The sequence below is a fragment of the Actinocatenispora rupis genome, assembly GCF_016861975.1.
GTDB classification, from domain to species: domain Bacteria; phylum Actinomycetota; class Actinomycetes; order Mycobacteriales; family Micromonosporaceae; genus Actinocatenispora; species Actinocatenispora rupis.
In genome coordinates, this window is sequence record NZ_BOMB01000079.1 from 1 (window position 1) to 574 (window position 574).

Sequence of the window (574 nt, forward strand, 5' to 3'; positions counted from 1 at the left end):
GGCGGATCAGATTCCGCTGTCCACGCCGGGCATCGCGTACGCGAAGTCGGAGTACGAGGCCGACCCGTTCCGGGTGCGTGCGGCGTTCCTGACCGACGACGAGATCCGGGCGATGGCGGCCGAGTACGCGCCGATCACCACCGACACCAACGACGTCGAAGACATCCCGGCCCCGGCCGTCGACAACGAGGGCCAGGCGGACAAGCCCGTTCAGGCTCCGGCGGCGGCGAAGGGGTGGCCGGATGCGCCGGTGGAGCTGGCGGACTGCTCGCCGGACGACGCGGTGTCGGTCGTGCCGGAATCGCTGCTGGCCAAGCTGCGCGCCCTGTCAACCGATGACGGCCAGGACGGCGAGGGCCAGGACGTGAAGGAGGTCGCCTGATGAGCGCGCTACCCGCCGAAGGGGATCCGCGGCTGTTCCGGATTCGGGTACCCGGCGACCCGTCGACCGCCGTGACGGTGCGGATGACCGACGACTCCGCGTGGATCGCGGTCGGATCCCGTCACCGGCGGATGCCGCTCACGGTCCCGGAGGCGTGGGCGCTGTTCCGGGCGCTGTCGGAGGCCCTGGACA

The 574-nt window shown here is 71.6% G+C and carries 1 protein-coding gene and 1 pseudogene; both read left to right on the forward strand.

Translation table 11 applies throughout. The features are described 5' to 3' along the window. A pseudogene (locus Aru02nite_RS36340) lies at positions 1-382 on the forward strand (hypothetical protein); the annotation flags it as partial. Beyond that, positions 382-574, forward strand: a 193-nt coding sequence (locus Aru02nite_RS36345) for a hypothetical protein (RefSeq protein ID WP_373325060.1), incomplete at its 3' end; no start/stop codon positions are given. The pseudogene Aru02nite_RS36340 and the gene Aru02nite_RS36345, both read left to right, overlap by 1 nt.